We start from the raw sequence: 22,196 nt of genomic DNA, 5'->3' as shown, positions 1-22,196 counted from the left end.
GTTACTTCGCGAGTTGGCGGATCATCGCCATCGCCGCCGCCGGGTTGCGTTCTTTCGCACTGCTGATGAAGTACAAGAACACGTCGCGCCTGGGCAGCACGGGCGCAGGCTCGCCCACGTGCGGCAGTTCGGCGATGTCTTCACCGCGCGACCAGGCGCGTGCGCGCTCGGCCCATTGCGTCAGTTCCTTCGGCGGATAACCGGTCTCGATCGGTTGCGAGCGCATCAGGCGTGCGTAGACGAAATCCGCGGTGAGGTCGGCGAAGGATGGGTAGTCGGTGGAATCGGTGAAGACCGTGGCGACCTGGTGGCGACGCGCGAGTTCGATGAAGTCCGCGTCCACGGCGGCGGGGTCGCGGACTTCCAGCACGTGCCGCAGTGGGCGGCCATCCACGTCGCGCGGGAGCAGCGCCAGGAAGGCATCGAGTTCGTCCGCATCGACGCGTCGTCCCGCTTCGAACTGCCAGACCAGCGGCCCCAGCTTCGGGCCCAGTTCGGCGATGCCGCCGACGAAATCCTCCACCTGGGCCCGTGTCGACGCCAGCGAGCGCGACTGCATGATCCGCTTGGGCGCCTTGGCCGAGAACACGAAGCCGTCCGGCGTCTGGTCGCGCCAACTGGCGTAGGTCGCCGGCTTCTGCGCGCTGTAGTAGGTGCCGTTGATCTCGATGGCGGTCAGCTGACGGCTGGCGTACTCCAGCTCGCGCCGCTGCACCAGGCCATCGGGATAGAAATTCTTGCGCCACGGCGCGAAGGTCCAGCCGCCGATGCCGATGCGGATACCGTCGGTGGCCGTGGGCGGCGGTGCAGCGAAAAGATCGTCCATGCGGTCAGGATAGCGCGGCGGCCGTCAGCACCGCGTTACCATCGGGCCACCCCACGCAGGAGAGCCCGCATGTCCTGGACCACGCCCGACCTGTGCGACCAGTACCCCGACGTGCAGGTCGCCGAGCCGGTGTTCCGCGGCTATGGCGGACGCGTTGCGTTCGCCGGACCGGCAGTGACGGTGAAGTGTTTCGAGGACAACTCGCGCGTGCGCGAACTGGCGGCGACGCCGGGCGAAGGCCGTGTGATCGTGGTCGATGGTGGCGGTTCGCTGCGGCGTGCGCTGTTGGGCGACCAGATCGCGGCGAACGCGGTGAAGCACGGCTGGTCCGGTTTCCTGATCTTCGGCTGCGTACGCGATGTGGACGCGCTCGCCGCCTTGCCGCTCGGCGTGCAGGCGCTGGCATCGCATCCGATGAAGACCGACAAGCGCGGCCTGGGTGACGTGGAGGTGCCGGTGGCGTTCGCCGGCCTGTCGATCGTGCCGGGCGACTGGATCTATGCCGACGCCAACGGCGTGATCGTCGCGACGTCGTCGTTGCAGCCCTCATGAAGAAGGGCGGGCCTTGCGGCCCGCCCTTTGCGGTGTTTCCGTCACGCGCCGGTCTTACTTGATCGGTTCGTCCAGCATCAGCTGGCGGACGAAGCGCACCGGCGGTGCGCCATACGACAGTACCTGGTCGTGGTAGGCCTTCAGGTTGAACTGCGCGCCCTGCTTGGCTTCCGCCGCCTTGCGCATGTCGAAGTGCTCCTGCACGCCGACGAAGTACGTCGGCAGCTGCGCCGAGGTCAGCTGCGCGCGGGTCCACTTGCCGGCGGCTTCGCGTTCCTGCTGGAAGGTCTGGCGCACCATCAGGTCCATCGCCTGCTCGCGCGTCCAGCCATCCACCTGCACGCCCTGGTCGAGGATCGCGTTGGCGATCGTGCGCAGGTAGAACTTCATCTGCACCAGGTGGAACAGCGGATCGTTGTCGAGGTAGCCGGCATCGGACATCATTTTCTCGGTGTAGACGGCCCAGCCTTCGGCGAACATGCCCGAGCGCAGCACGGCGCGCAGCGTCGACGGGAACTTGGCCGAGTGCCAGCCTTCCAGGTAGTGGCCCGGCGTGCCTTCGTGGATGCTCAGCAGGTGGATCATCCGGCTGTTGTATTCGCGCAGGAACGAGTCGACCTGCTTCTGGTCCCACTCGTCCGGAATCGGCGAGACGGCGTAGAAGGTCTTCAGGTTCTTGTCGAGCGGGCCGGGCGAATCGCAGTACGCCACCGCCACGCCGCGCTGGAACTCCGGCATCTCGATGATTTCCACCGGCGCGTCGGGCAGCGTGACCAGGTCGTGCTTGCGCACGAACTCGGTGGCCTGCGCCAGCGCCGCTTCGGCATCCGGCACCACCTTGTCGCGCGCCGGGCGTTCGGCGTAGGCCAGCTCGAGCGCGGCCTCGATCGCCTTCTGCTGCTCGTCGGCGGTAGGGGTTTCCGGCAGCGCGGGCGCGCCGGGCTTGTCCTTCAGCACGGTGCGGGCGATGCCGTACATCTCTTCGCGCACGCGCTTCAGCTCGCCCTCGGCGCGCTGCTTGATGTCGGCGCGCGACAGCGAGGAGAGCAGGGCGAACTGCAGCTTCTGGTCGTACAGCGCCTGGCCGATGCGGAAGTCGCCCTTCGCGTTCGGTACCAGCGTCTTGTCCAGCCAGGCCTGGTGCTCGGCCACGGCCTTCTTCAGGCCGTCGATGGCGGCATCGGCCTGTGCACGGTCGGCTTCGGGCAGTTCCTTGAGGTGCGGCGCAATGAAGGTGTCGACGATGCTGAGGATGCCGGCGTTCTGCTTGGCGACGGTCTCGGCATGCACCTTGGGTACGCGCGCCGGGTCCAGGTTCTCGCGGGCCTGCGCAAGCAGTGCCGGGATCTTCTGCATGCGCGCGGTGGCGGACTTCAGGCGATCCGGCAACGGCGCGAACTCGCGCGCCATCAGGCCGTAGATCGCGCCGCCGGCGACGTTGTTGTAGACCTGCGGATCCCACGCCCAGCTCTGCAGCGTTTCGGCGGTCCAGATGTCGTACTGCAGCTGGTTGCGCAGGATGGCGGCGTCGACCTGGTTCTCGCGCGACAGTGCGGCGATGTCGGTGGCATCCAGTTCGGCCAGGATCTTCTTGCTGAACTCCAGGCCCTTCTGGCGGCCAGCGGCGCTCAGGTCGTCGAGGTCGCCGTCGTACTTGTGTTCGCCGATCTGGGTGGCGCCGACGGGCGAGAGCTGCAGCCAGCCTTCCAGGGCGCGCTTGGAGAGATCGGCGAAGGCCGCATCGGCCTTGGCGGTATCCGTGGCGGTGACCGCCGTGTCGGCGCCGGCAGCGGCGGTGGGGGCTTCGCTCTTCTGGCAGGCGGACAGCGAGGCCAGGAGGGCGGCGGCGAGCAGGGTCTTGCGCATGGGAGTCCTGTTGCAGTGCGGCGGTGAGCGGAACCGGAAGCATAGGCCGAAGGTCATGCCCGTGCCCGTGCCATTCGATATACGCTGGCCATCCAGCCAAACGGGACACACGCCATGAAGCACGAAGGAAGCTGCCATTGCGGACGGATCGCGTTCGAGGTCGAAGGCGAGGTCAACGACGTGATCGACTGCAACTGCTCGCTCTGCCGTCGGCGCGGCGGCCTGTTGTGGTTCGCACCGCGTGAGGCGCTGGTGTTGAAGACGCCCGAAGGCGACCTGTCGACCTACACGTTCAACAAGCACCACATCCAGCACCACTTCTGCGCGGTCTGCGGGATCGCTCCGTACGGCGAAGCCGCGCATCCCAAGACGGGCACGCAGATGGCGGCCGTCAACGTGCGCTGCTTGCCGGGCGTGGACCTGGCGGGGCTCAAGGTGACCCCGTTCGACGGCGCCAGCCTCTGACGTGGTCGCCAACGACATGGGGAGATGACGATGCGCGCTTCGACACTGCTGGTGCTGGCGGGCTTACTTACCTCGCCAGCGTACGCGTCGTGTCCGCCCGAGGGAACGGATGCCGGATCGTTGCGGTTGTTGCGCGAGCAACGCTTCGCCGTGCCGGACGACGTGCGCGCGACGTTGGTCGAAAGGCTTCCCGCGTGCTTGTCCGATCCTGACCCGACGCTTCGCGATGGCGTTGCCTACGAAGGCCTGAGTGCGTGGCTTCGTGCGGGCCTGTTGGACGAGGCGCAGCGCCGCACCCTGCGCGATCGCCTGTACGCGATGCTGGAACAGGACACGGCCGACGGGGTAGGGCCTCCGTTCGCCGCACTCGTGCTGTCCGAAGTCGCGCGTACCGACCGCATCGCGCCATGGATGTCGGCGGAGGAGCGCGACGCGATGGTGCGGCGCGCAGGCGCGTACCTGTCGTCGGTGCGCGACTACCGCGGTTTCGACGCGAAAGTAGGCTGGCGGCATGGTGTTGCCCATGGTGCGGACTGGGCGCTCCAGTTGGTACTCAACGAACGTGTGGACCGCGCCCAGGTGGAGACATTGCTGCAGGCGGTGGCGGCCCAGGTGGTGCCCGGGAATGCGCACGCGTATGTCTTCGGCGAGCCGGGGCGACTGGCGCGGCCCGTGCTGTACGCCGCAAAGCGCGGATTGCTGGACGAAGCGGCGTGGACGCGTTGGTTCGACGCGCTGCCGCCCAGGTTGGGGGATGAGAAGCAGGCTTATGCGGATACGGACTGGCTCGCGAGCCGCCACGATCTGATGGCCTTCCTGATGAGTATCCATCTGGAAGCCGATCAGTCCGAAGACCCCAACATCCGTGCGCTGAAACCGATCGTGGTGCAGGCGCTGAAAGCCGTGCCCTGACGATGTCAGGGACCGCGCCCCAGGAAGTCGTCCGGCATCGGCGGTAGCGGCGTGCGCTCGTCGCGCGCTTCTTCCTTCAGCCAGTCGATGAAGGCCTGCGCGGCGGCGCTCGGCGGTTTGTGTGCCGGATGCACCGCGTAGTAGGCGAAGCGCGCTTTCAGTGCGGGTCCGGGCAGCCGCACGAGTTCGTAACGTTGCAGATACGGTTGGGCGACATGCCGGCGCGCGAGCGCCGCACCGACGCCATACACGGCGGCGCGCATCGCATCGGTGCTGTCGTTGAAGCTGTGCATCGACGGCAGGCGCAGCCCGCGCACGCCGGCGGCACGGAACCAGTCGCGCCAGCCCTGCAGCGCAAGGTCCGTCACCAGCGGCAACTGCGCGATCTGCCGTGGCTCCGTGACCGCTTCGATGCCGGGCAGGGCGGGCGACGCGACCGGGAACAGTTCGTCGTCCATCAAGTGATACGAGGTCAGGCCTGCCCAATGCCCGGGTCCATGGCGGATGCCCAGTTCCGGGCCCTCGTCATCGAAGCGTGTCAGCGCGATGCCGGTGTCGACGTGCAGGCGGACGTGCGGGTGGCGCGCGCAGAACCGCGGCAACCGTGGCAGCAGCCAGCAATAGGCCATCGAATGCAGCGTGGTGATGCGCAGCGTGGTGGTCTTGCCGGCGAGTTGCAGGTGCGAGGCCACGGCATCGATATCGCCGAGCGCCGCATTGGCGGCATCCGCCAATTGGCGGCCCTCCATCGTGAGCTTCACGCCGCGCGCGTGGCGCTGGAACAGGACCACGCCGAGCAGCCCTTCCAGTTTGCGTACGTGGTGGCTGACGGCGCTGGCGGTGAGGTGCAGTTCGTCGGCGGCGTGGGCGAAATTCTGGTGGCGGGCCGCAGCGGCGAAGACGCCGAGGGCGGGCAGCAGGGCGGGGCGCAGGCTCATGGTGGCTCCAGGCACAAGCCATATTTGTGGCTTGGCCGTATCGTACGCGCTTGTGGGGTTGGCAGGATCGGCCAGAATGGCGGCAGGCACGAACGAGGGTGCGGTGATGGCACAGGCAACGACAACCGTGGACCCCTTGCCGCAGGTGGCCGGACGCGACTGGCGCACGCCGCTGGAGTTGCTGGCGTTGGGCGCGATCTGGGGCAGCTCGTTCCTCTTCATGCGCATCGCGGCGAACCCGTTCGGACCGTTCGCGCTGGTCGAGGTGCGGCTGGCGCTGGGAGCATTGGTCCTGCTGCCGTTCCTGTGGCGCGAGCGCGCGCATTTCCGCGCCGGCATGTGGCCGCGCCTGGCGATGATCGGCGCGATCAACTCGGCCATTCCGTTCCTGTTGTTCGCGTGGGCGGCGCAGCGTTCGCCTGCGGCGATCGGTGCGATCTGCAACGCGATGACCGTGTTGTTCACGGCGCTGGTGGGCTTCCTGTTCTTCGGCCAGAAGATCGGCACGCGCCGTTCGCTGGCGCTGCTCGTGGGTTTCGTGGGCGTGGTCGTGCTGGCGACGAGCAAGGCCGGTGGCTTGAGTGTGGGCGGCGCGGTGATGGCCGGCTCCACGGCGGCATTGCTGTACGGCGTGGGCGTGAACCTGGTGCGCAAGCACCTCGCAGGCATTCCGCCGGCGGCCGCGGCGGCGGCGACGCTGGGCTGCGCGGCGCTGCTGGTGTTGCCGTTCGCGGCGACGCATTGGCCCACCGCCAGCATCGCGCCCGGTGCATGGGGTGCGGCCATCGCCATCGGCGTGGTCTGCACCGGCTACGCGTTCCTGCTGTATTACCGGTTGATCCAGCGCATCGGTCCGGCACGTGCGTCGACGGTGACCTACCTGGTGCCGCTGTTCGGTGCGGGCTTCGCGTGGGCGTTCCTCGGCGAACCGGTCACGCTGGCGATGCTGGCCGCGGGCGCGCTGATCCTGGGCAGCGTGGCGGCCAGCCAGCGCGCCGCCTGACGGGCGTCAGGCGAACAAACCCTGCGCCAGCGTCAGTGGCGCATGCCGCTGCACGGCGCCTTCCACGGCCATGCGCAGCATCGTCGGCGCGATGTAGGCGTGGTGCACGCCATTGATGGCGGCCATGTAGGCGCGTCCGAACACGTTGGCGCACTGCACGCGCGTGCCCAGCGTGATGTCCACGCCGGTATCGGTGATCTGCACGCCCACGCAGGAACGAAACGCCAGATGGCGATCATCCGCGCCGAGGATCACCTGTGCGCGCCGCCCATCCGCGTCGATCCGCTGTGCCAGCACCGGATAGCGACCGGCGAACAGCGGCCCGTCGCCGGTCGACAGCAACGACGACACCGGGCATCCCAGCGGCGAGGTGCGCAGGCGCAACGGCCGCACCAACACATTCCGCAATCGCATCAGCTGGGTCACGCCGGCGGGGCGGTATTGCAGGAAGCCTTCCAGCACGTCCGCCATCAGGGCCGATGCGGTCGCGTGCGTCGTGCCTTGCAGGCGCAGGCTGAAGGTGTCCTCGTGATGGAAGTCCGGCAGTTGCTCCAACAGCAGTGATCCGATGGGTGGAGACGGCAGCGCTTTCACTGGCGATGCGCGGCCCTCGACGAAGCCGATCTCGCCGCACCAGCCCGCCAACCGCGTGCGGACGCGACCGGCCCGCGCGCGCAGGCCGGCACAGAGATGTTGCTGCCAGCTGCCAGGCGGCGCATGCAGGGCAAGCCGAACGGTCGGGATGTGCTCCACATGCGCGGGATGCGCGGCCAGCCACGCCTGCACGGAAGGCGGCAGCGTTTCCGTCAGCGTGGCGATGTTCGCGTCGCCCGCCAGGACTTCGTCCTGCAGGGCACCCCGTGGCAGCCCGCCAAGTTCGTCGGTATGGCACGACAGCGCGAACAGCACCGGATGCGATGTGCCCGCCTGCAGCGGCGCGAACTGGTGCCAGGTGCCGCCACCGAAGCGCACGCTGAAAAGCGCATCGGCGGGCAGGTCGACGTGGTGCAGGGCGGCGGCGAAGTGCGCGGGATCGCGCGCGAGCTGTGCGTCCGATGCCGTGGAGAAACGCAGGCGCGCGCCGCCGCTGCCGGTCACGGCGGTGAACGTGCGGTGCCCGGCGTGACGGTGGAACGGATGGCCTGCCGCGCCGACGGTGAAGGTGTACAGCGCGCTGCGTTCGCCGGCCTCGAAATCGGGCGCTGCGATGCGCACCGATGGTTCGTCCAATGCATCCACGAAGCCGGGATGCGCGCGCTGCAGCGCGCCGGTGTCCGCGTGCAGGCGATCGCCCGCGCCGGGCCCCAGTTGCGCCAGCAACACCACCTCCACCGGTAGCCCGCCCGAGTAGGAGCGGATGCGGGCGGTGGGGAACCCCGGGACGACATCGGCATGGCGGTGCATGGCAGGACTCCTCGAAGGTCAGCGGGGCTTGGGTGTCGCGGTCTTGCGCGCGCGCGCCTTGGCTTCGCGCTTCAGCGGGCCGGCGGTGGGGCAGACCTCGAAGGCGAAACCGGTCAGCGTGTTGACCAGGTTGTCGGGCGCCAGTCGGTAGAAAACGAACTGGCCGCGCTTGTCGCTGCTGACCAGGCCGGCGGCTTCCAGCACGGACAGGTGCCGCGAGATGGCGGGCGCGCTCATGTCGAAACGCGCGGCGATCTCGCCAGCGGTGAGCTCCTGTGCGGACAGGTAGGCGAGGATTTCGCGACGCGGGCGCGAAGCCAGGGCGTCGAAGATGCGGTCGACCGTCATGTGGATTTAGATAATTAACGTATTTGCTAAATATCTAAGTGCAGGGCATGGCTGTCAAGCGCCGCCCGTCGGGGCGGCGCTTGCGGGGGCTCAACGGGTCGGGGGCGTGCGCACCGGCAGCGGCACGTTGCACAGGTCGATATGGCCGGCCGGACGCACGTACCAGCCGTCGCGACGATTGCGGCGCGCCTCCGTGGCGGCGGCGAAGGTCTTCGAATCGGTGCGCAGGACCTGCAGCGGCGTGCGTTCGGCATCGGGCACATCGCTGGCGAGGCGAACGGCGGTGATCGGGGTGCGCTCGGTGGCGTTCTCGTAGAAGCCCATCGGCTCCGGACCGCGAGGAATCGCGCTGAGCAGTTCCATGCCTTTCACCACGCGGCCGACCAGGGTGATGTTGCGGTCGAGTTGCCGCGGCGACTGGCCGGTGACCACGTAGAGCTCGCTGCCGTTGCTGCTGTCGGGCGGACCACCGCGGCCCGCGCCCAGGGCGCCATAGCAATGCGCCAGCCAGACCTCGTTCGTCTTCGGGTCGCGTCCCGCCGGGAAGCCATCGACGAAGCCGACCTCGGGCGCCCAGCCATCCGCGTCCGGCAATCGGGTGAAGGACACGCCTTTGCCCGTGCGCGCGAATTCCGCCGGCAGCTTCGTCTTCGCCGTGCCCAGCGATTTCGCCTTGGCGGTGTCTTCCGCATCGGCATCGCCGAACTGCACCACGAAGTTGTCCTGCGAGCGATAGATGGCCAGTCCGTTCCAGAAGCCCTCGTGCGCCAGCGTGCGGATGTTGCCCGCATGCTCGGGTGCGAAGGCGGGTGCCAGTTCGATCACCACGCGGCCGCCGGGCACGTCCATGTACAGCGTGTTCGCCGGATCGAGCGTGCGCCAGTCGGTGTCCGGGGATGCATCCAAGATCTCTTTGGCGCTGAGGTACTTCGGCGCCTCGGCCGCGTGCGCGGCAGGCAGGGCAAGCAGGCAGGCGAGCAGCAAGGGTGTCAGGCGCATGGCGGATCCGGGCGGGTAGGTGACCCGATTGTAGGGAGGCCGCCGGTCCCAGTGACTACTGGCACATTCGCTATATCAAAGTTCGCAATAGCATCCTCTCCAACCTAGCGGCGGGTCCGCAAAGGGGGAGCAATGAACGAACCCGATATCCATCTGAAGAAGTTCCAGAAAGAGCTCAGCGCCGGCACTGTCTCGCTGGCATTGCTGGCCGTCCTGGCCCGCGCCGGGGAGCCGTTGTATGGCTACCTGATCGCCAAACAGCTGGAGCGCGTGGGCGAAGGCGTGCTCAGCGGCAAGCAGAGTGCGCTGTACCCGGTGCTGCGCAATCTGGAGGGGGGCGGGCTGCTGGACAGCTTCGTCGAGCCCTCGGTCGCCGGGCCGCCGCGTCGTTACTACCGCATTACCGAGGCAGGGCGGCAGACCCTGCAGGCCTGGACCGCCGCCTGGCGCGCCACCCGCGATTCCGTTGATTCCGTGCTTGAGGGGATTCCTGCATGAACACCACCACCGCCCCGGGCAGCCTGCCCACCACCATCCCCGTTTACCTGGAGCAATTGCGCGCCGCGCTGTCGGGTGCCGACAAGGCCATGGTCCAGGACGCCCTGTACGACGCGGAGGAATACCTGCGCGCGGAAATGGCGGCCAACCCCGGCACGTCGGAAGCCGATGTCATTGCGTCCGTCGCCGGCAGCTATGGCGCGCCGGAGGAGGTGGCCGACATCTACCGCGACACCGAGGTCACGGTGACGCGCGCACTGCAGCCGCCGGCACCGCCCAAGCGCACGTCGCTGCTGGGGCGCTTCTTCGGCGTCGCTGCCGATCCACGCACCTACGGCGCGCTGTTCTACATGCTGCTGTCGCTGGCGACCGGCACGTTCTACTTCACCTGGGTCGTCACCGGCGCGAGCCTGTCGGTGGGTCTGCTGATCCTGATCGTCGGCATCCCGTTGCTGTTGCTGTTCCTGATGTCGGTGCGGCTGCTGTCGCTGGTGGAAGGCCGCATCGTGGAAGTGCTGCTGGGCGAGCGCATGCCGCGCCGCCCGCTGTACACGCAGCGCGACAAGCCGTGGATGACGCGTTTGCAGGAACTGTTCACCGACGGGCGCACCTGGACGGCGATGCTGTACCTGGTGTTGATGCAGGCGCTGGGCACGGCCTACTTCACCATCGCGATCACGTTCCTGGCCGTTTCGCTGAGCCTGATGGCGGCTCCGGTCATCCTGTTGCTGGGCCATGCCGGCGCGTTCGACGTCGACGTCATCAACCTGACGCCCGACTGGCCCTGGCTGTGGCCGGTGTGCTTCCTGGCCGGCTTCCTGCTGCTGTTCGGTACGCTGCACCTGGCGCGCTACATCGGCCGCTTCCACGGCTGGCTGGCCAAGCACCTGCTGGTGCGGACGCCGGTGGTGTAAGTCATCGAGCGCCGGGCCGCCTTCGCGGCCCGGCGTTTTCACGAAGAGAACCGAGGAGCCGTCGTCATGCACCACGTGCTTGTGCGTCTGCTGTGCCTGTCGCTGCTGCTGGTCCCGTTTCGTCCGCACGCAGAAGAGCCGCCCGCCGTCGCATCGAAAGAAGTCAGCTTCGAGAGCGAAGGCGTCACCCTGGTCGGCACGCTGTTCCAGCCGGCACATCCGCGCGCGGCGGTCGTCATCGTGCATGGATCAGGGCAGGAAAAACGCATGACGGATTTCGCGGCGCGCCTGGCCCGCGACGACATCGCGGTGCTGACGTACGACAAGCGTGGCGTCGGTGGATCGGGCGGCGTGTACGCGGGTCCCGAGGTGGGCACCAACAACGTCGACGCCGCCAATCTCGCGTTGCTGGCGGCGGATGCGGGCGCGTCCGTGGATGCGCTGGTGGCGCACCTTCCTTCCCGTGACGTTCCGGTCGGGCTGGTGGGTTTCAGTCAGGCGACCTGGATCATTCCGCTTGCCGCGAAGACGCGACCTGCCGTTCGATTCATGGTGCTCTTCAGCGGGCCGGTCGTCACCGCACGCGAGCAGTTGCGCTTCCAGTTCTACACGCAAGGCGCGCCGGATTTCTGGAAGACGCATACCGAGGCCGATGCGCGCGACCACATCCGCAACGATCCGGACCGTTATCAGTTCGCCGACACCGATCCGCGCGATGCGCTCGCCGCGCTTTCGATCCCGGGGCTCTGGCTCTACGGCGATGTGGACGTGCAGGCGCCGGTGCGGTTGTCGGTGGAACGTCTCGACGCGCTCAAGGCGCAAGGCAAGGCGTACGAGTCCCAGGTGTTTCCCGGGTTGGGGCACAACGTGGCCTTCGCCGATTCCAGTGAGCCCGTGGACGCCGCGGTGCGATGGATCACTGCACGCACCGGCACGTCGCCGGACAATCGTTAGACCCGTGCGCCGTGCATCGGCGCACGGCACGAAGGTGGGTGGGTGCCGTCAGCCTGCGTACTTCGCGATGAAGTCGCGCACCTGCGGATAGACCTTGTCGCGCCAGCGACGGCCGCTGAAGATGCCGTAGTGGCCGGCGCCTTCGACGGTCAGGTGCTTGTGGTGGGCTTTCGCGATGCCGGTGCACAGGTCGTGCGCGGCGGCGGTCTGCCCCTGGCCGGAAATGTCGTCCAGTTCGCCCTCGATGCTCATGAGGGCCGTCTTCTTGATGGCCGAGGGCGTCACCAGTTCGCCATTGACCTTCCACTTGCCGCGCGGCAGCAGGAACTCCTGGAACACGGTGCGGATCGTGTCCAGGTAGTACTCGGCCGGCATGTCGAGCACGGCGTTGTACTCGTCGTAGAACTTGCGGTGCGATTCGGCATCCTGCAGGTCGCCCTTCACCAGGTCTGCGTAGAAGTCCCAGTGCGACATGAAGTGGCGGCTGGGATTCATCGCGATGAAGCCCGCATGCTGCAGGAAGCCGGGATACACGCGACGGCCTTCGCCCGGGTAGGGCATCGGTACCGAATGGATCACGTTGTTCTCGAACCACGACAGCGGATTGCGCGTGGCAAGGCTGTTCACTTCGGTCGGGCTGCGTCGCGCATCGATCGGTCCGCCCATCATGACCAGCGAACGCGGGGTGGCTTCACCGCGTGCGGCCATCAGCGACACGGCCGCCAACACCGGTACGGTGGGCTGGCAGACGCTGATCACGTGCAGCTTGTCCGCGCCGATGTGGCGGATGAACTCCTCCACATAGGCGACGTAATCGTCCAGGCTGAAGGCGCCCTCGGACGCCGGCACCATGCGCGCATCGACCCAATCGGTCACGTAGACCTTGTGGTCGCGCAGCAGCGTGCGCACGGTGTCGCGCAGCAGGGTGGCGTGGTGGCCGGAGAGCGGCGCCACGACCAGCACGACCGGGTCGTCCTTCAGCGTGGTGATCGTCTCGGCGTCGTCGGTGTAGCGCTTGAAGCGCAACAATCGGCAGAACGGCTTCTTGACGATCTCCTGCTCCACCACGGGAACGGTGCGCCCTTCGACCTCGACCTCGTGGATCTCCCACGCCGGTTTCTCGTAATCCTTGCCGATGCGATAGATCAGTTCGTTGCCGGCGGCGATGCGCTCGGCGCCCGGCACGTTGGACAACCAACTGGTCGGGGCGGAGAAGATGCGCGCGTTCGCTTCGGCCATGTAGGCCAGCGGCGCCATCCATGCGCGTCCGAGTTCGTGCAGTTGGTACAAGGTCATGGCTGTCCGGAATCCCGCTTTTGGTGCACGGTGTTGCGCCGCAGCATACCCCAAAGGCGAGGGCGCCGCGCGTGGCCTGTTCAGGTTATCGGCCGATAATCCGCGGCCTCCAGGACCGCCACGTCGCCTGCCAGTCGCGGGCCCAGCCAGCAGTGGTTGCCGATCGACTGGAATCCCTCGCCGTTGAAGGCCTGCCGGTACCAGGCGGCTTTGCGCGGCTGGAAGCCCTCGTGGTCGCCGTCGAAGTCGTCCTCCTTGGCGAAGGTCTCGAGGAACGCGACGCCACCGCACAGTTCCGCCAGCCCGGGGAGGCCGCGCTTCAGTTCGCGGGTCGGCACGTAGTGCAGCACGTCCGAACACACCAGCAGGTCAACCGGCGCACACGGGCGCAGGTACTGGAAGTCCTCGAAGCGCGCGAGGTGCAGATTGCGCGTGCGCCCGAAGCGGCGGATGGCGTACTCGCTGGCGTCGAAGCCCAGGTACTGCAGCTTCGGGCGCAGCTTCAGCAACGGTGCGCGCCACGCGCCTTCGCCGCAGCCGATGTCGAGCACGGTGCGGATCGGCCGCTCCAGGTGGTATTCGGCCACCGCGACCGCCAGCGCGATCTTGCGCGCGAGCCGCGGCGCACCGCCGATGTCGCCGTCGCGGTACCAGCGCTTGAAATAGTCCGCGTCGTACTGCTTGGTCATGCGCGCGCCCGGGTACGGAAAGGCGGCAAGCTTACGCGATGCGGCGCGTTATCCTATGCGCCGCACGCCATCCTGCGCAGCCAGACGGAGCCAGCCGCATGTACCTGTGGGTCAAGACCTTCCATCTCGTCTTCGTCATCGCCTGGATGGCGACCGTGTTCTATCTGCCGCGCATCCTGGTCAACCTGGCCGAGACGACCGGGCAGCCCGACGTGCAGGCGCGTCTGTTGCTGATGGGGCGTCGCCTATACGGCTTCGGCCACAGCATGTTCGGCATCGCGGTGATCCTCGGTGGCGTGCTGTGGTTCCATTTCGGCATCAGCGGCGGTTGGTTGCACGCCAAGCTGACGCTGGTCGCGCTGGTGCTGGCGCACTTCATCGTCACCGGCCGCTGGCTGAAAGGCGTCGCGAAGGGCAAGTCGCTGCCATCGCCGACCGCATTGAAGTGGTTCAACGAACTGCCGCTGTTCGCCTTGATCGCGATCATCTGGCTCGTGCTCGCCAAGCCGTTCTGACGTACCGCCCCTGTCAGCGGGGCGAGCGTTCCATCGATCGTGCGACAGGCGCGTTCGCTTCAAACTCAAGGATGGCCTGTAAACGCGCATCGCGTGTCATCCGCCTGAACGCGCCCAGCATCTGGCGTTCCAGTTCGTCGTAGACCATTTCTGCGTCGACCGCCGGCGTGTCATTCGCGCTGGCGCCCGCGTCGAGGGCGCCACGGCCTGTGGCGAGCCACTCAAAACTCACGCTTGTCAACTCAGCCAGCCTGGCCAACCGACCCGTTGCGGGCAACACGCCCTCGACACTCTCCCAGTTCGCTACGGCACTTCGCGTCACCCCAAGATTCAGGGCGAGCGCCTCCTGGGACATTCGTGCGCGTTGGCGTGCAATCCGGATGCGCATCGAGAGCTTCATGTGAGTTGATTCGGCGACTGAGCGAGGGTAGCTCAAACTAAATGCGTGAATTTCACGATGCAACTCACATTGTTGCGTCAGCCAGATTGACGTCATGTTGTGCAGTCCGGCTGACATGAGCAGGCAAGTCGTTGAAGTAGAACGTCCTCGAAAACGTGAATGTCAGCAGTATTGACGCGGGCTTCCCGAATCGCGGTTGAAGCACGCATTGGCGTTGCGGCAGGATCGACTCAAGGGCGCAGGGATGCCTGAGTCGGTCGGATCTTCTCCGGCGCGTATCACGAGTCAAGGACGCCGCATGACGCAACCGTTGTTCCGCCCGGAAGTTCTGGAAGCCAAACGCGGCAGCTGGCTGGGTGGCATCTCGCTGGCGCAACCGGTCCGGCTGTGGGTACTGACACTCGCGGCGGTCGCCGCAGCCACGGTCATCGTCCTGTTCGTCACGCTGGGCACCTACACGCGTCGTTCCACCGTGACCGGGCAACTGGTGCCTTCGCAGGGACTCGCTACGGTGCTGGCCCCGGCCACGGGTGTGGTGGTCAGGCTGGATGCGGCGGAGGGCGGCCGTGTTGGAATGGGTGCAGCGCTGGCGGTGGTCGCCGTTCCCCGCGCGACGTTGGCATCAGGCGATACGCAGGTCGCGCTTGAACAGCAGCTGGCCCAGCGGCAGGAAGGGCTGGCGTCCGCCCAGCAGGCACAGCAGCGCCAGTTGCTGGCGCAAATGCAAGGTGCAGGCGTGCAACTTGCGGTCGCGCAACGTGAACTGGCGCAGATCGAATCGGAAGTGGCGACCCGGCAGGACCAGATCCGGATCGCCACCGAGACGCTTGAACGTCTGCGCAGGCTGGAGGGCGGGCAGTACGTCAGCGTGCTGCAGATCAAACAGCAGGAAGCCGGCGTACTGGAGTACACAGGGCAGATGCAGTCCTTGCAGCGCCAGGCCATCGCCACGCGCCGTCTGATCGCGCAGTTGCAGCAGGCGGTACGCGAGTTGCCCGCACAGGGACAAGCGAGCGAGGCGGGCTTCCAGCGCGAGCTGGCGCAGTTGGAACAGGAGCGGGTGCAGACGCAGGCCAGTGGTGCGCTGGTCGTCAAGGCACCGGTGACTGGCGTGGTGGCCACGCAGGTGGTCAAGCCCGGTCAGGCGGTACAGGCCGGGCAGCCATTGATGACCCTGCTGCCGGGTGATGGGCGTCTGGAAGCCGAGTTGCTGGTGCCGAGCCGCGCCATCGGCTTCATTGAGCCTGGCGACCGCGTGCTGCTGCGCTATCAGGCGTTTCCGTACCAGAAGTTCGGTCACCAAGAGGGGCGCGTCGCGGCCATCAGTCGCAGCGCGTTGAACTCCGGTGAGCTGGGTGCGTTGATCGGCAATGCTCAGCAGGGCGAGCCGTTCTATCGGGTGACGGTCTCGCTGACGCGACAGGCGATCACGGCTTACGGCAAGCCGGAGGCGCTGAAGCCGGGAATGCTGGTGGATGCGGATGTGCTGGGTGAGCGCAGGACATTGGTCGAGTGGGTCTTCGAGCCGCTGTATTCGTTGGGCGGGAGGGTTGGCGACGCCTGAAAAGTCGCGCCGAAAACTATAACCCGTCGAGTTCAATCTCGACCCCTCGGCGCCGGGATTGCGTCATAAAGTGAGGAGTAGTAGCAAATGAAAGTACTGGATAGAAGTGAAATTCGATGGGTCTCCGGGGGCAATGGGAGCGGCGCTCCATCGGCGCCAACTACCACAACATCTGGGAACACAACCACTATGTCCTGTCCGGCAGGTACAACCGCGATGGTGGTAGTCATCGGGCCTACTGCTGACTCCGGGGGCGGAGTTTCTGTTACTTGCGTTAAAGATACTCAGTCAAAGTCCTAATCGAAAAGTTCTTTCTCCAACTCAAAATACAAATATATGAAGATAAGGAGAAGCCATGCGTGCACTATATTTTGACGAGCTGAATTCTATTGGGGGCGGGGATCAGGCGCCTTCTTGCGCGGTGGTCTATGCGCAAATTACTGGGTCAAATGGCGTGTCAACGATCGCTGTTGCTGTTACCTGCTCATGCCCAGCCGGCACGACTATGTCAACCAGTACTTCTGGTGGTACGACTACGGCTACTTGCAAGAGCTAAGGTCGTTCGAGCGCCCACCCAACGGGCGCTCATTAAGAATGAAGTGCGAGGAGAAACATGAAAAAGTACATTTCATTTGCTTGCTTGGTTGTCCTCGCGTCCGTGCCTCCAGAGCTTGTTGGGGCTGAAGTGGAGTCCAACGAGGTGCGCCTCTTCAGTGATGCTGCGAAAGCGGTTCACGAGTGCTCTGTGCTGGAGAAGGGGGTCGCATATGCTAGTAAGGCTGAAGCCCTGTGCGTTAAGGGGCCTGCTACTTACCAGCTTCAGAAAGACTTCGATTCTCGTGCAGAAAATCTTTCATCAGCAGCCATGAAAGTAAAGCTAGTAGTGGTTGATAGTGATGGGGGCGAGATGCGTCCCGCAATCGCCATTGCGCATCTGATAGAAAGAATGGGAGCTGATGTCATCGTGGGTCGAATGTGCGCTTCGTCATGTGCTCAATTTATTTTTATGGCTGGCCGAAGGAAGTACGTAATGGAAGGTGGTCATGTGCTTTTTCATGGCGGGCCTCTCTCGGCCGCTAAGATCGCCTCGTTGCGACTGCCTCATGTTGTTGGGGAAAGCTTGATGCGCCAGAACAAGGAATTTCTGGACTTCTACACGGAAAGATCGATCAGTATAGATATGCTGACGAAGCCGCCCGAAGAGGTTCAAGAAAGGATATCTGCAGGTGAAGTCGTGATGTGGGAATGGCCTCGCGAGAGGCTTGAGGAGTTTGGTGTTGGGGGGTTGATGTACGAACGAGATTTCATGCGGAAGGTTGAATAAAATCGTAGCGCTCAGCGGACGCTCGCAAGATATTGGGGGCGCCTGATCAAGGGCGCGACACAGTTTATTCGTTATGGTGGGGTTGCTTGCGGGGAGCTCCTTCGTGGTGCGCCTCGTTCGAGGCGCTCGCCTTGTGCAGTACGAATGATGTGCTCTGCCCCATGTTTCTGCCTGACAGGCGCTGACGACGCTGCTGCCGGGCGACGAGTGCATGGAAGCAGAATTGCTTGTGCTAAGCCGCACGATCGGGTTCGTCGAGGCGGGTGATCCGGTGCTGTTGCGTTGGCAGGCGGTTCCGTACCAGAAGTTCGGTCATCAGGAAGGCGAGGTCTCTGCCATCATTCGCAGCACGCCGAGCGCGGGTTAACTAGGTGCTCTGATCGGCAGGGCGCAGCAGGGTGAGCCGGTTCCAGCGGGGGGGCGTCTCGCTGGCGCGACAAGCATTCACCGCTTACGGCAAGTCGGAGGTGTTGAAAGCGGGCATGTTGGTGGATGCGGATGTGCTGGGTGAGCGCAGGACATTGGCCGAATGGATCTTCGAGCCGCTTGAGATGAGGTCTCCTATGAAGCCTGCACGTTACAGAATAAGAGTTCATGGCGTGATCTTTTGTGTCGCGGCTTTGTTCGGTGTAATTCTGTTTGGATTTAACTTTATCCAACGAGCTCAACTATTTCCGGTAACGATCTTCTTGATCGCTTTCGGGGAAGTTGTGCTGGTCTCCACACGCTACTGTGTGCCCGTTCTGGATGAGCGAATCAGTGCTACTGATCAAGAGTCTGGCGGTTAGTTTCATGATTCTGTTCCGGAAGGCGGGTGGTTCTTGAAGTGTATTCTGCAATCTGAGGCCGCCGAGTGCGGCCTCAGCTGTTTGGGTATGGTGGCGAATTGCCATGGAATGAGTGTCGGGCTCGCCGAGCTTCGTCGACGTTTTCCGACGTCCCTCAAGGGCGCCAAGCTAAATCAAGTGATCCACATCGCCCAACAGCTTGGCTTCTCCAGCCGGCCGCTGCGGCTCGATTTGGGGGATCTGGGTAAGCTCAATCTACCTTGCATCCTCCATTGGGATCTCAATCATTTCGTCGTACTGGCGAAGGTCGGAACATCGAGAGTCACCGTCCTCGATCCTGCGGTCGGCGAACGAAAGCTCTCGCTAGCCGAAGCCTCCGATCATTTCACCGGCGTTGCGCTGGAGCTGACGCCCACCGTTGAGTTCAAGCCGCAGAAGGCGACGCCTACCGTGACGGCTCGACAGCTTGCTGGTCCGGTGCGAGGTCTCTGGCGCGCGCTGACGCAGATCTTGCTGCTGTCCGTGGCGCTGCAGGTGTTCGTTGTCCTGGCGCCGTTCTATATGCAGTGGGTGGTTGACCAAGTGCTGGTATCCGCCGATCGAGACCTCCTGACCGTGCTCGGGCTCGGCTTCGGCCTGGCGCTGGTGCTGCAGATCGGTATCGGCCTGCTGCGTGGTTGGTCCGTGGTCTACCTATCGTCGCGCTTGGGCCTGCAGTGGATGGGAAATGTGTTCGCCCACCTGCTCAAGCTGCCACTGGACTACTTCGAGAAGCGGCATCTCGGCGACATCACCTCTCGCATGTCGTCGGTACAGGCGATCCAGCGCACGCTGACCACCAGCTTCGTCGAGGCCATCATCGATGGCGTGATGGCGGTCGTCACCCTCGGACTGATGCTGTTCTACAGCTGGAAGCTGGCGCTAGTGACACTGGTGGCCGTGATCCTGTATATGGGCATTCGCTCCATAGCTTACCGGCCCGTCCGCGATCGTACCGAGCAGCAACTGGTCGCGGGCGCCAAGCAGCAGACCCATCTGCTGGAATCGTTGCGCGGGATGCAGAGCCTGAAAGTGGCGGGCGAGGAGTCGCAGCGCTGCAGCGCGTACGACAACCTCATGTACGACACCGTCAATCAGGAAGTACTACTAGCTCGCATGGGGCTAGGTTTCAACGGCGCCAGCCAACTGGTGTTCGGCATCGAGCGTATCGCCGTGATCTGGATCGGCGCCACGCTCGCGCTGCAGAACGTATTCTCGGTCGGCATGCTGATCGCCTATCTTGCGTACAAGGACCAGTTTGCTGGACGCATGGCGGCACTGATCGATCGTTGGCTCGAATTCCGCATGCTGCGCCTGCATGGCGAGCGGCTGGCCGATATCGTGTTGACGCCGCCCGAAGAGCATTCCGGTCGGTCTGAGGCGCCACCCCCTGCCAGCACACGGATCGAAGTGGAGAACCTTTCCTTCCGCTACGGCGAGGGCGAGCAATGGGTGCTGAAGGATTGCAGTTTCGCGATCGAGGCCGGGGAGTCCGTGGCGATCATCGGAGCGTCGGGCTGCGGGAAGACCACGCTGGTTAAACTGCTGCTGGGCCTGCTCCCGCCCACGGCGGGCACCATCCGCGTCGGCGGGCACGATCTGCACAGGATAGGTCCCCGCAATGTCCGCGCCATCGTGGGTGCCGTGATGCAGGACGATCAACTGTTCGCCGGCAGCGTGGCCGACAACATCAGCTTCTGCGACCCGGAAATGGATCAGGCCCGGATCGAACACGCGGCGCGATTGGCTGCCGTGCATGACGAGATCGCCGCCATGCCGATGGGCTATTACAGCCTGATCGGCGACATGGGCAGTTCGCTGTCAGGCGGACAGAAGCAGCGGGTGATCCTGGCGCGTGCGTTGTACCGCAACCCGAAGCTGCTGTTCCTGGATGAGGCGACCAGCCATCTGGACGTGATGAAGGAGCGTCTGGTCAACGATGCCGTCAAGGCCTTGAGCCTCACCAAGGTCATTATCGCCCATCGGCCCGAGACCATCGCCAGCGCGGACCGTGTGCTGGTGATGGAGCAGGGGCGGATTGTGCAAGAGCTCAGGCCGCAGGTCCCGGCGGGCGACATTCAGATCGTACCCGCCTAAATGCAGCGCGACGGTTCTTCTTAGCGCGGCCGTTTCTCGAAATCGCCGATCTTCGGCAGCTCCACCGGCACGCCGTTGGCGTCGCAGGTGCCGGCGGCGCACAAGCGTGCGCGCAGCTTCGGCGTGGCCTGCACGATGACGTGGTAGATCGTGTTCTGCTCCAGCGTGCCGCGGAAGGCGTCGCTGCCGGGGCCGATCGCCCAGATGCCGACGTCTTCGCCGCCGTGCGATTCGGACTTCAACGGCACCAACGCCTCCTGCAGGTAATCGGGATGCTCCGTGTCGACATGGCTCAGGTCCGGGCGGCCTTCCGCGGGCTCGACGCTGCTGGGCGCGTGCAGGAATTTCTTCGGGCCTGCAGGCTGGCGATTGCTGGCGCCGGTATAGCCGGGGCCGTTGGCATAGCTCAGCGTGGTGAAGGTCATGCCGGTCTGGTCGCGCGCGAGGTCGCCGGGCGTGTCATCTTCGCCACCCTGGCCGCGGACCTTGCCGAGGATGGGGTTGCCGCGCACCGGATAGCCGACGAAGTTCAGCGTGTGCGAGTGGTCGGCGGTGACCAGGATCAGCGTGTCGTCGCGCGAGGTCGCGTCGAGCGCGGCCTGCACCGCGTCGGACATGGCGACGGTTTCGTCGAGCGCGCGATACGCATTGCCGTAGTGGTTGGCGTGGTCGATGCGCGCGCCTTCCACCAGCAGCACGAAGCCTTCCGGATTACGCGAGAGCGTGTGGATCGCTGCGCGGGTCAGGTCGGCGAGCGAGGGCTCGCCCTGGTCGTCCTTGCGGCGATCATGTTCGAACTGCATGTGGTCGTATTCGAACAGGCCCAGCAGCTGCGGCGCGTCGGCCGCGGCCTTCAGCTGCTGCGTGTTCCAGACATAGGCGCCCTGGGGATGCGCCTGCTGCCATTCGGCCACGAGGTTGCGGCCATCCAGGCGCTGGCCGACCTTGTCGTCTTCTTCCGGATCGCGCACGTCGACCGGCAGGAACTCACCCCGGCCACCGGCCAAGGCGACCGTCGGGCCATGGCCGAAGCGCTCAGCGGCGAGGAGTTGCTGGGCGATGTCCGTGCAGCCCGCTGCGACGGCTTGCTCAGGCAGGTCGCTGTCGTTCTCCCAGTCACGGTGCGGGACATGCGCGTACGTGGCGGCAGGCGTGGCATGCGTGAGCCGCGCCGTGGTGACGATGCCTGTCGCCAGGCCCGCACTGTCGCCCAGCGTCAGCCAACTGAGCAGGTGCTTGTTGCGGCTGTCGGCGCAATCGTTCTTGCGGCCCGCGGAGACGCCGATGGCGCCCATGTGCGATTTCACGCCGGTCGCCACCGCGGTCATCGTGCCGGCGGAGTCGGGCGTCTGCGAATCGGTGTTGTAGGTCTTGCTGAAGGCGGTGTGCGGGAAGCGCTCCCAGCTCAGCAGGTTTTCCTCGCCCGGCGTGCCCTTGCGCTGGCCTTCGAAGATGCGGGCCGCGGCCACGGTGGTCAGGCTCATGCCGTCGCCGAGGAAGACGATGACGTTCTTCGCGCGCCCCTGCATGGCGCCATTGCCTGCCGCCTTGGCAGCACCACTGCGATACCACCACTGCGGGGTCTCGCCCTGCGGGTGCGCCACTGGCGCGACGTCGACGCGGAGGGAAGAGGGCTGGGAGGGCGACGTGCTGGCGCACCCGGCCAGGACGGTGAGCAGGACTGCGCCGGCGAGCGGCGATACGAAAGAGCGCAGATGCATGATGAACCGGGGAAAGGCAGACGCATCATTATGCCGTCCGGGCAGTGTCCTGTTCATGACACCCGGCATTCCGCCCGCAAGGTC

The 22,196-nt window shown here is 65.5% G+C and carries 21 protein-coding genes and 1 pseudogene; 12 read left to right on the top strand and 10 right to left on the bottom strand.

Translation table 11 applies throughout. The annotated features are described in order from the left end of the window. Position 1 precedes the first annotated feature (1 nt). Positions 2 to 826 (bottom strand): DUF72 domain-containing protein, encoded by an 825-nt coding sequence (locus ACSION_RS14770; protein ID WP_435306515.1) that lies wholly within the window; start codon positions 824 to 826, stop codon positions 2 to 4. A gap of 69 nt (positions 827 to 895) precedes the next feature. On the opposite strand from ACSION_RS14770, the gene rraA reads away from it, so the two are divergent. Next, the gene (gene rraA / locus ACSION_RS14765; RefSeq protein ID WP_435306514.1) at positions 896 to 1,378 is read left to right on the top strand and encodes a ribonuclease E activity regulator RraA; all 483 of its coding nucleotides are present in this window, start codon (positions 896 to 898) and stop codon (positions 1,376 to 1,378) included. Positions 1,379 to 1,432: 54 nt separating this feature from the next. On the opposite strand, the gene ACSION_RS14760 is transcribed toward rraA, so the two are convergent. Further along, on the bottom strand, positions 1,433 to 3,244 hold the full coding sequence (locus ACSION_RS14760) for a DUF885 domain-containing protein (protein WP_435306513.1): 1,812 nt from the start codon (positions 3,242 to 3,244) through the stop codon (positions 1,433 to 1,435). 114 nt (positions 3,245 to 3,358) lie between these two features. On the opposite strand from ACSION_RS14760, the gene ACSION_RS14755 reads away from it, so the two are divergent. Continuing rightward, on the top strand, positions 3,359 to 3,709 hold the full coding sequence (locus ACSION_RS14755; protein ID WP_435306512.1) for a GFA family protein: 351 nt from the start codon (positions 3,359 to 3,361) through the stop codon (positions 3,707 to 3,709). Between the two features lie 30 nt (positions 3,710 to 3,739). Then, on the top strand, positions 3,740 to 4,621 hold the full coding sequence (locus ACSION_RS14750) for a DUF2785 domain-containing protein (RefSeq protein WP_435306511.1): 882 nt from the start codon (positions 3,740 to 3,742) through the stop codon (positions 4,619 to 4,621). A 5-nt stretch (positions 4,622 to 4,626) separates the two neighbouring features. Here ACSION_RS14750 and ACSION_RS14745 read toward each other — a convergent pair whose 3' ends face one another. Continuing rightward, positions 4,627 to 5,559, bottom strand: coding sequence for a LysR substrate-binding domain-containing protein (locus ACSION_RS14745; RefSeq protein WP_435306510.1), 933 nt, complete (start codon positions 5,557 to 5,559; stop codon positions 4,627 to 4,629). 106 nt (positions 5,560 to 5,665) lie between these two features. Between ACSION_RS14745 and ACSION_RS14740 the strand changes: the two genes are divergently transcribed. Further along, positions 5,666 to 6,562, top strand: a complete 897-nt coding sequence (locus tag ACSION_RS14740; protein WP_435306723.1) for a DMT family transporter — start codon at positions 5,666 to 5,668, stop codon at positions 6,560 to 6,562. Positions 6,563 to 6,568: 6 nt separating this feature from the next. Here ACSION_RS14740 and ACSION_RS14735 read toward each other — a convergent pair whose 3' ends face one another. From ACSION_RS14735 to ACSION_RS14725, 3 genes are all read right to left on the bottom strand, one after another. Continuing rightward, positions 6,569 to 7,966, bottom strand: coding sequence for a DUF2867 domain-containing protein (locus ACSION_RS14735; RefSeq protein WP_435306509.1), 1,398 nt, complete (start codon positions 7,964 to 7,966; stop codon positions 6,569 to 6,571). 18 nt (positions 7,967 to 7,984) lie between these two features. Continuing rightward, positions 7,985 to 8,314 (bottom strand): metalloregulator ArsR/SmtB family transcription factor, encoded by a 330-nt coding sequence (locus ACSION_RS14730; protein ID WP_093296658.1) that lies wholly within the window; start codon positions 8,312 to 8,314, stop codon positions 7,985 to 7,987. Positions 8,315 to 8,404: 90 nt separating this feature from the next. After that, on the bottom strand, positions 8,405 to 9,313 hold the full coding sequence (locus ACSION_RS14725) for a peptidylprolyl isomerase (RefSeq protein WP_435306508.1): 909 nt from the start codon (positions 9,311 to 9,313) through the stop codon (positions 8,405 to 8,407). Positions 9,314 to 9,445: 132 nt separating this feature from the next. Here ACSION_RS14725 and ACSION_RS14720 point away from each other — a divergent pair, with 132 nt between their 5' ends. From ACSION_RS14720 to ACSION_RS14710, 3 genes are all read left to right on the top strand, one after another. After that, the gene (locus tag ACSION_RS14720) at positions 9,446 to 9,811 is read left to right on the top strand and encodes a PadR family transcriptional regulator (RefSeq protein WP_093296662.1); all 366 of its coding nucleotides are present in this window, start codon (positions 9,446 to 9,448) and stop codon (positions 9,809 to 9,811) included. Next, positions 9,808 to 10,725 (top strand): sensor domain-containing protein, encoded by a 918-nt coding sequence (locus ACSION_RS14715; RefSeq protein WP_435306507.1) that lies wholly within the window; start codon positions 9,808 to 9,810, stop codon positions 10,723 to 10,725. Before ACSION_RS14720 ends, ACSION_RS14715 begins: the two co-directional genes overlap by 4 nt. Before the next feature lie 66 nt (positions 10,726 to 10,791). Further along, positions 10,792 to 11,679, top strand: a complete 888-nt coding sequence (locus ACSION_RS14710) for an alpha/beta hydrolase (RefSeq protein ID WP_435306506.1) — start codon at positions 10,792 to 10,794, stop codon at positions 11,677 to 11,679. Between the two features lie 48 nt (positions 11,680 to 11,727). Here ACSION_RS14710 and ACSION_RS14705 read toward each other — a convergent pair whose 3' ends face one another. Both ACSION_RS14705 and ACSION_RS14700 read right to left on the bottom strand, forming a co-directional pair. After that, a complete protein-coding gene (locus tag ACSION_RS14705; RefSeq protein ID WP_435306505.1) occupies positions 11,728 to 12,975 on the bottom strand; it encodes a polyhydroxyalkanoate depolymerase in 1,248 nt (415 codons plus the stop codon). Positions 12,976 to 13,055: 80 nt separating this feature from the next. After that, complete coding sequence (locus tag ACSION_RS14700) at positions 13,056 to 13,664, bottom strand: class I SAM-dependent DNA methyltransferase (RefSeq protein ID WP_435306504.1); 609 nt, start codon at positions 13,662 to 13,664, stop codon at positions 13,056 to 13,058. A gap of 98 nt (positions 13,665 to 13,762) precedes the next feature. Here ACSION_RS14700 and ACSION_RS14695 point away from each other — a divergent pair, with 98 nt between their 5' ends. After that, on the top strand, positions 13,763 to 14,179 hold the full coding sequence (locus ACSION_RS14695) for a CopD family protein (RefSeq protein ID WP_435306503.1): 417 nt from the start codon (positions 13,763 to 13,765) through the stop codon (positions 14,177 to 14,179). 13 nt (positions 14,180 to 14,192) lie between these two features. On the opposite strand, the gene ACSION_RS14690 is transcribed toward ACSION_RS14695, so the two are convergent. Continuing rightward, the gene (locus ACSION_RS14690; protein WP_435306502.1) at positions 14,193 to 14,675 is read right to left on the bottom strand and encodes a helix-turn-helix domain-containing protein; all 483 of its coding nucleotides are present in this window, start codon (positions 14,673 to 14,675) and stop codon (positions 14,193 to 14,195) included. Between the two features lie 202 nt (positions 14,676 to 14,877). On the opposite strand from ACSION_RS14690, the gene ACSION_RS14685 reads away from it, so the two are divergent. From ACSION_RS14685 to ACSION_RS14670, 4 genes and pseudogenes are all read left to right on the top strand, one after another. Further along, positions 14,878 to 16,143 carry an HlyD family secretion protein gene (locus ACSION_RS14685; RefSeq protein WP_435306501.1) on the top strand — a complete coding sequence of 422 codons (1,266 nt, stop codon included), beginning with the start codon at positions 14,878 to 14,880 and terminating at the stop codon, positions 16,141 to 16,143. Positions 16,144 to 16,756: 613 nt separating this feature from the next. Further along, complete coding sequence (locus ACSION_RS14680; protein ID WP_435306500.1) at positions 16,757 to 17,467, top strand: ATP-dependent Clp protease proteolytic subunit; 711 nt, start codon at positions 16,757 to 16,759, stop codon at positions 17,465 to 17,467. 190 nt (positions 17,468 to 17,657) lie between these two features. Beyond that, positions 17,658 to 18,015, top strand: a pseudogene (locus ACSION_RS14675) (hypothetical protein); the annotation flags it as partial. A 273-nt stretch (positions 18,016 to 18,288) separates the two neighbouring features. Beyond that, the gene (locus ACSION_RS14670; RefSeq protein WP_435306499.1) at positions 18,289 to 20,391 is read left to right on the top strand and encodes a peptidase domain-containing ABC transporter; all 2,103 of its coding nucleotides are present in this window, start codon (positions 18,289 to 18,291) and stop codon (positions 20,389 to 20,391) included. A gap of 20 nt (positions 20,392 to 20,411) precedes the next feature. Here ACSION_RS14670 and ACSION_RS14665 read toward each other — a convergent pair whose 3' ends face one another. Next, positions 20,412 to 22,112 (bottom strand): alkaline phosphatase, encoded by a 1,701-nt coding sequence (locus tag ACSION_RS14665; protein ID WP_435306498.1) that lies wholly within the window; start codon positions 22,110 to 22,112, stop codon positions 20,412 to 20,414. Between the last annotated feature and the right edge of the window lie 84 nt (positions 22,113 to 22,196).

It is taken from the genome of Pseudoxanthomonas sp. LjRoot125 (genome assembly GCF_964252705.1).
In the GTDB taxonomy this organism is placed as follows: domain Bacteria; phylum Pseudomonadota; class Gammaproteobacteria; order Xanthomonadales; family Xanthomonadaceae; genus Pseudoxanthomonas_A.
This window is presented reverse-complemented; position numbering and strand designations above follow the sequence as displayed.